The organism is uncultured Methanofollis sp., assembly GCF_937919355.1.
In the GTDB taxonomy this organism is placed as follows: Archaea; Halobacteriota; Methanomicrobia; order Methanomicrobiales; family Methanofollaceae; genus Methanofollis.
This window is the reverse complement of sequence record NZ_CALFSA010000185.1, coordinates 1-7,237: the sequence shown is the minus strand read 5'-3', so window position 1 is coordinate 7,237 and position 7,237 is coordinate 1. Positions and strand designations below refer to the sequence as shown.

At 59.4% G+C, this 7,237-nt stretch carries 5 protein-coding genes; 1 reads left to right on the top strand and 4 read right to left on the bottom strand.

Going from position 1 to position 7,237, the window contains the following annotated elements:
- Positions 1–36 precede the first annotated feature (36 nt).
- Positions 37–906, bottom strand: a complete 870-nt coding sequence (locus Q0520_RS09160) for a hypothetical protein (RefSeq protein ID WP_298669181.1) — start codon at positions 904–906, stop codon at positions 37–39.
- 86 nt (positions 907–992) lie between these two features.
- Between Q0520_RS09160 and yaaA the strand changes: the two genes are divergently transcribed.
- Positions 993–1,742, top strand: coding sequence for a peroxide stress protein YaaA (gene yaaA / locus Q0520_RS09155; RefSeq protein WP_298669178.1), 750 nt, complete (start codon positions 993–995; stop codon positions 1,740–1,742).
- Positions 1,743–1,773: 31 nt separating this feature from the next.
- Here the strand turns inward: yaaA and Q0520_RS09150 are convergent, their stop codons facing one another.
- The 3 genes from Q0520_RS09150 to Q0520_RS09140 form a co-directional block, all read right to left on the bottom strand.
- Entirely contained in the window at positions 1,774–6,171 is a 4,398-nt protein-coding gene (locus tag Q0520_RS09150) for a hypothetical protein (protein WP_298669176.1), read from the bottom strand.
- Positions 6,164–6,913, bottom strand: coding sequence for a DUF6063 family protein (locus tag Q0520_RS09145; protein ID WP_298669173.1), 750 nt, complete (start codon positions 6,911–6,913; stop codon positions 6,164–6,166). Before Q0520_RS09145 ends, Q0520_RS09150 begins: the two co-directional genes overlap by 8 nt.
- Positions 6,903–7,237, bottom strand: a 335-nt coding sequence (locus tag Q0520_RS09140) for a hypothetical protein (protein ID WP_298669170.1), incomplete at its 5' end; no start/stop codon positions are given. The genes Q0520_RS09140 and Q0520_RS09145, both read right to left, overlap by 11 nt.

Here is a 7,237-nt window from a genome sequence, read left to right as displayed (position 1 = left end):
GAGGGAAACCGTCGCCGCGGTGGTGAGCCATCCCCCTCACCGGTTGGCGAACTGGTACACCGGCGCCCGCTTCATCTCCCAATAGTACCCGGCGATGAGGTCGTTCTCCCACTCCTTCAACTGGTGAGGGAGGATAGCCGCGGGGCAGGCAACATACGAATACGCCGCCTCGATCCCGCCCCAGTCCTTCTGTGCATGGGTGGACAGCCGTGCTTTCAGGTTCGCCGACTGCCCGATATAGACCACATCGTCAGCCCCCATGCTCATGATCCGGTACAGGCCCGGCCCGTGCGGAGCGTCGGGCGACCCGTGCAGGGCCCGGGGCTCGGTCCAGTGCAGCCCCATCCAGTCGGCCGAGCACGGTAAACCGGCAGAACGGAGGGGTGGCAGGCTCTGCCCCCCGGCAGGGTTGGTGCGGCCCTCGGGCAGACGCCCGCCCCTCTTCCGGCTCGACAGGTCCTTCGACTTCAGGTAGTTCGGGTGGAACCGCCCGAAGTTGCAGAGCGTTGAAGACCCGTGTTCACAGCGGTACTGCCAGAGAAGATAACTCTCCACCGTCTCGCGGGTGCGGGCGTCCTCCGTCGCGGGGAGCGGGGCACCCGCACACTCAAAGTCCATCCCGGTCGCATCCCGCCAGGCCCACAGGGAGGGGGCCGCGGTGTGCGGGTCGTTGTACGGCATCAATTCGGGTGTCTTCCGGTATTTCGAGAGTTCGGAGAGGCGCTGCCCGAGTGTCCGGCCGGTCTGGCCGATGTACATGAGGTAGTCGCCGTCGACCGGCCTGACGCGGTACACGCCGGGTCCGGGCGGGAGGGCGGCCTTTTGATCGGAGAACTCGTCGAAGGGGACCCACGCCGACCACCGGAGGCCGCACCACGAGGAACTGAGATATGTGCTCTCGGTCATGGTGGGGGATGAGGTGTGCTTCTGGTGCGTGAATATGTTCCCGTACCCCGCTGTTCGCCGCATTTCACGGGCCAGCAGGGGAAAAAATGATTGTCCTCCCTCCCAACATAGAGATCATGGACGACGCACTCATCCTCATCCCCTGCTGCAAGGTCAAGAGAGTAACTCCGTCGAGAGGGCCGGGCCACAGACCCCCTTTTGACCTGGGATCTTCACGGTCCGGCCTGCTGTCCCGGATCAGGGAGACGGCAGAGATCGCGGGGAGAAAGGAAAATCTCGACGGCATTCTCAACGAGGCGGGGACCCCGGTCCAGGCCGTCGGACTCTATGACGGACACTTTTATCGGAAGACGCATGATGTACTCCGCGCCATCGCCCGCGGGGATCATCCATCTCTTCATCTGTTCATCGTGTCGGCATTATACGGCCTGGTCGATCTGAACGAGCCCCTGAAGACCTACGACCTCATGATGGGCGAGAAACTCCACGGTGGTCTGCCGGTGTGGAGGTACTGGCAGGAGAATGGCCTTGCAGAAAAACTTGAGGAATACGTCGAGGGCCATGCGATAACACATATCTGGAGCCTGCTGCCTGACTCAAAACCTGCCTATCCCTATCAACAGGTGTTTGAGGCGTTCTGGGATCACGCACGCGACACGGACGTTCGCTGCGTCCATGTAACGTCGCCCGGTGCAGGGAGCGGGAGCGGAGCCAGACGTGCGGCATGGCTCCATGACGTCGTCACGCGCTGCCCCGGCCATCTCTGTCAGGACGAACTCCCTCTTGACCGGACGCTGACGATCGCAGGTTACGACTATCTCTACCGTCGGTGCTGAGGGGATTTCATACTCGTTTTTCTTCCCCCGCTCAGAGCCAACCCCTGATATCTCCCCACTTCTGCCGCTCAAGCCGGTCCAGTTCCTTCCCCGCCACCGTGAACCTGGTACTGATCCTGGTCCTCCCCGACGCCGACCTCTCCTCCGTGAGGATATGGCTGACCGGGAAGAACACCCGGACATCGACACCGATATTATGCCCGGAGCAGATGATCTGGACATTGTTGCGCTCAAGGACCGACCCGATCTTCTCCCAGAGATAGTGTGCTCCTGTCGACCCGAAGGGATTGTCGACGATGAGCACCTTTGCGGTCTTCATATCATACCGGTCGACGACGATACTCCGGATCGCGGAGATGATGACCACGAGGAAGATGATATACATCGTATTCTCCTGACCCTCGGAGGCCTTGATCTTCTCCCACTCCTGGAGAGGGTGAGAGGCAATGTCGATCTTGCGTATCTTGACGGCGATCTGCTCCATGTCCAGCACCTGGCCCACCATCTGGTCGGGCATGAGCGCCTTTTCCAGGTCTTCCCGCCCGATCTCCCCGGCCTGGATCTGGCGGGTGAGGTTCTGGATGTACTGGTGCATCCTCCCCTCCGCCACCTCGCTGGAGTACTCGCACGTCTCGAAGTTGATATGCACCATCTCATACATCCGCCCCTCGATCTCGATCTTCGAGGCCGCCGGGAACCTCTTCAGGTGGTCCCTGTACTGGATCGCTATACCGAGGGCCTGAGCGACAATCTTTGTCTCGACGTTGCGCAGACCGTCGACCATTTCCCTGGTTATGGCGATCTTCGACCTGATCATCTCGGCAGACCCGTCAAGACTCTGGCGGGTGGCGCAGGCCCCGTCCAGGTTCTCTGCCGCCCCGAGTTTTGTCCTGATCTCGTTTACGAACTCGACTGCGACGGTGACCCCGCCGAGGTCTCCGATGACCTCCTCTTTTCTGGCCTCAAGTTTTTTCCTGCTTTTTGTAACCCGGGCATTGTTTGAAGCAAGTTCCTTCTGGAGAGAAGCAGAAGGGACCAGGTCTCCGGCCGGACGAGGCGTCATCCCCGAAAAATGGTAGACGCCGTCGAGCACCTCATAGCCCTGACACTGGCTCTCCAGGTCCCTCCGTTCGTCCTCAGCCTCCGTGCGTGCACTGTGCAGGGCCGCGATCTCGTCACGGGTACGCACACGTGCGTCCTCCAGCCTCTCCAGGTCCGCTTCAAAGGGGGAGGCGTCGAGGAGGGCCGGGTCCCGGAGATAGGGCTCAGGGGCGTGGCTGTTGAAGACATCCTCCGCTTTCTCCAGGACGTGGGACGCGAAGCGGCAGTCTCTCTCTACGGCCTCATACCTTTCCGTTGCCTTCTTCAGGGGACCGAGGAGGGCCTGCACCCCACCTTTCAGCACCTCGATGGCCTCGTCAGGGACGGGTTCCTGGGGGTCACGGGCTTCGATCTCGGCGATGGAGACCTGTGCATTCCTGATGTCGGCCAGTGCACTCTCGGCCTCACGTCTGTCTCTGGCGATCATTTCCCGGACATGGCCGATATTTGTGTTGACCCCGTCGACCGCATCCTTTGCGGCCTGGTAGTCGGCCGTGAGTCGTGAGACGTCGGTGTCAGGGAGAAGGTCGACCTCATCCTTCTCATAGGCCCGGTACTCCGCACATGCCCCCGTCACCGTCCGGAGATAGGCCTGCACCTGTCTGTTCGCCTGCTCTTTGTTCTTCAGGTCGAGTGTGCCTTGGGCGATGTGGGCCTCGGTCTGCTGCCGTGCCGCCTCGCACTCCTTCCCGTACTGGATTTTCTGCTGCAGACTGCTGGAGGCCTCTTTCTTCTTCCCTGATATCTCCTGGATTTTTACAAGCAGGAGACGTTTTCTCTCGAACAGGTCGACCTCGTCTCTTTTTTTCTCCAGGCGTGCCTGCAGATCAGGAAGGGCGTTTTTGTCGTCCTCGATCTCTTTCTGCACGGCGGCATGCCTGGCGATCTTTTCATCCCGTGCATTCGCATATCCCCGGATCTCGGTCTCTTTCTCTTCCCGGTATCCTGCAGAGAACTTGTGGATAAATTTAGCGAGGGTCTCTTCGTCTTTCCCGGCGCCCTTCAGATCCTCCCCGATCCGACCAATCTCATCGTTGATGCCGTCGATCTCCTTCCTGAGGCGTTCTGCCTCGCGGTCACTGTCGAGAAGGCGGAGAGTGTGTTCCTGCGGTCTGGACGGGATATAGACGTCGCCGAGGGTGAGGGGCCTCTTATCCCTGAGATGACCATAACTGGTGATGATGACCGATGCGTCCTGGACACGGGCCGGGAGGACGGAGGGACTGCGGACAACTGCCTCGTAGTCCCCGGGGAGGAGGAGGATGGCCTTTGAAAGCCAGGGAGCGTTGGCCAGAGTCTCCTTTCTTTCTTCGCCGGAGAGACCTTTCAGGTACCCGGCACCGCTCATGACCTCCGCATATTTCTCGCGCAGGGTGTCGAGGGCGTCCAGAGTGTCCCTGTTCAGGGCGACGCCGTAGTGCAGTACACCCTCCAGCTCCTTCTCCAGAAAAGCGCGACGATCTTTCAGGTCTCTCAGAGATTCCTGCAGTTCATTGATACGGTCGGTGAGATGTGCACGGCAGGTCTCGACCTCGTCCATCCCGTAGAGGCTGGCGATCTGGTGTGCCGCCTGCTCTTCGGCAGTACAGGCCTCCACCTCCCTCTTCACCCGCTCGATGTCCCGGTTCCTTAGAGCAATCTGCTCTCTCAGTCCCTCTCCTGACGCCTCGTTTCTTGCGAGCCGCATCGCTCTTTTTTCGATCTCTGCAGAGAGAAGAGCACAGGCCTCATTTTCGCGTGTGATACGCCTCTCCGTCGCCTCGATGAGAGTGGGGACATGGTCAGAGAGCCCTGCATCGACGCGGGGGCATAGGTTATGTTTCTGGCGGAGGTCTGCCTCCTCCTCGTCCAGTCCCGCGATCTGCCGCTCTACATTAGAAATTTCGCGTCTGTTCCCCTCGATCTTCTCCTTGATGGTGCCGAGGGCCTCGGTCAGTTTTGTGTTCGCCTCTCTGAGGGCTTCCTCCTCCTCCTCTCCTCTCCGGAGGTCGTCGGCGACCCTCTGCTTCTCCCGCAGAGAATGGGCGAGGAGCGTCTTACCCAGTCTCTGGAGCCGGGTGAAGACCTCCTGGTGACCGCGTGTTGTATTCTCGATGTCCTCCTCGTATTTCCTGATCTCTGCAAGCGCCTCCCTGTACCGGAGATATTTGTTCACCGCCCGTGCACATTTCACCTTGTGTTCCTGTGCCGCCACCGCCTCTTCGAGGTGCGTCTTCTCCTCTCCGGCCTTTTCAAGGTCCTGCCCGAGGAGATTGACACGGACGTTCTGCACGATGAGCCCGGTCCTCTCGATCTCGGTTTCTATGGAGTGGAGTGCCGCCTCTTTCCCGGCGGCCCTCTCCGTGAGGTCACGGATCTCCTCCTCCTTGCGGGCGAGTGCGTCCCGGTGTGCGGCGTACTGCGATGCGGCCCTCTCTTTCGACTCCTCGAATGCCTGGAACGACCCGATCACCTCCTGGTTTGTCTCCTGCAGGGCGGTGATCCCGTCCAGGAGGCGTTCATAGTCGTGCAGGCATTTCTGCTCCTCCTGCAACCTTTTGAGTTCTTCCTGGCACTGATAGAGGGCGTCAGCAAGATATTTCTCGTTTGATCCGTCTGTCTCTTCTCCGGTCCGGAGCGATTGTTTATGCTGGAGGCACCTCTCGATCGTTTTTATCAGGAGTTTTTCCACAAGCGTCCGTGAGGACCTGAAATCCCGGAAATACGACTTCAGGAAATTTTCCTGCCTGTTGATCTGTTTGATGAACTCCCATTCGGGTTCGAGAAGACAGTAGGTCCTGATCTTTTCCAGGTACTCCTTTCTGGTTTCAGTGGCCCAGATGTCGTAGCCTGCCCTTGCCTTTTCCCTGAGCATTTTCAGGGTGTCGGCATAGTCCCTGACCACGAACTCATCTTTCTCCCTCCGGCAAAGGGGGATGTGTTCGAGGTCGAGGTCGTTTGGCCCGTCGTAGAGGTGGATATAGGAGAAGTACTTGATCCCGTCGTTTTTTTCTCCCTCGTCCTGGTCCGACCTCCTCTTCGCACAAAAACCTGTCAGGAGATATTTTTTCTCTGCAATGCCCTCTTCCAGTTCCCACTCGGCAAGGACGTGCGTGGTGCGGTTCTGATCGCCGCCGCGGAACATATCCTTGAACGGGTGGTTTGGATCCAGCGAGGTGTTGGGGAGGACGCACTGGAGCATGAGCATCAGCAGGACCGACTTCCCTCCGCCGTTCCTCAGTTCATAGGTGGCGTTCCGGCCATAGAAGGGCATCGTAAAGTCCTCGTATATGCCCCTCCCGTCGTCGAACTGGGCGTTCACGACTCTGATCTCTCTGAGTTTAGGCATCGTCTTCCTCCCCGGCCTCGCCAAGCCCCTCGATGAAGGCCCGCACGTTGGCCTGGACCTCCTCGGTGCTGTATGTCCCGGCAATGATCGCCTTGCACCGCGGGGTGAGGTAGACCGCCCCGTCGTTCTCCCTGACAAGCTGGTTTTTCTCCATAAAGGCGATGGTGCTGTTGACCAGGGCGTTCTTTGAACCGATACCGCGCTGTTTGATCTCGTCGGGATCGTCTGGCCTGAATTCGACCGGGGGGAGTTTGTTCCAGGTCTCGGCGATCACTTTGAAGTTGAACTGGTGGCCTTCGCTGGTCTTCTCCAGGTCTTCGAGCCCTTCCATTGCCTTCATCTTCGTCTCGACCACCTCAAGGAGACGGTTGGTGTACACTTTCTCCAGGTAGGGTTCGCGGGTGGAGTCCCGGTAAAACTCGGCGATGAGGACGTGCATGATAAAAAATGCCGTGTACATCTCGGGGTTGTTGAACCCGATCCCCAGGGCCTGCTTGATCTCGGTGTTCGAGAGGCCGAAGACCGGGTTGTTTATGCCGGGGCTGAGATAGAAGGCATCGTGGTACCTGCACAGGACCAGTCCCTGCTTTCTTGCACAGACTTCCAGCGCCTCCCTCACCTCGACCTCCTGGTCGTACCGTAAAAATTCGCGGGGGTGGTCAGTGCGTGTGACCGACCCGTTCTTCAGGATGGAAGAGAAGATCTCAAGGGCGACCCCGAGATTTTCTTCGTCAAACTTCATTCTGTCGTTCTCCCATAAAGTCAAGGTACGAGACGTACACGTCTCTCTCATCGGTGAGCGGCACCCGGATCTCGGGCCTGGACCTGACCCGGATCGTGTCGATCCCGGCCTTCTTCTCGGCCGCAGCAGAGACCAGGGCCTTCTCGATCACGCCCTGCCGTTCTTCTGGTGCGTGGAGGTCGAAGACAGTCTCGTACGCTTCTTTTTCGTCCTGCCGCACGCCCTTGTTCAACTCGATCAGGAAGGGGATCAGGTCGATGTGGTCCATTCCCTCGTCCCCGTACCGTGCCAGGACCAGGTCCAGGAACCCGGGCAGGTCAAGGC

Bases quoted from the DNA above. Each gene is read 5' to 3' on its own strand.
- Q0520_RS09160 (WP_298669181.1), bottom strand. From the start codon at position 906: ATGACCGAGAGCACATATCTCAGTTCCTCGTGGTGCGGCCTCCGGTGG.
- yaaA (WP_298669178.1), top strand. From the start codon at position 993: ATGATTGTCCTCCCTCCCAACATAGAGATCATGGACGACGCACTCATC.
- Q0520_RS09150 (WP_298669176.1), bottom strand. From the start codon at position 6,171: ATGCCTAAACTCAGAGAGATCAGAGTCGTGAACGCCCAGTTCGACGAC.
- Q0520_RS09145 (WP_298669173.1), bottom strand. From the start codon at position 6,913: ATGAAGTTTGACGAAGAAAATCTCGGGGTCGCCCTTGAGATCTTCTCT.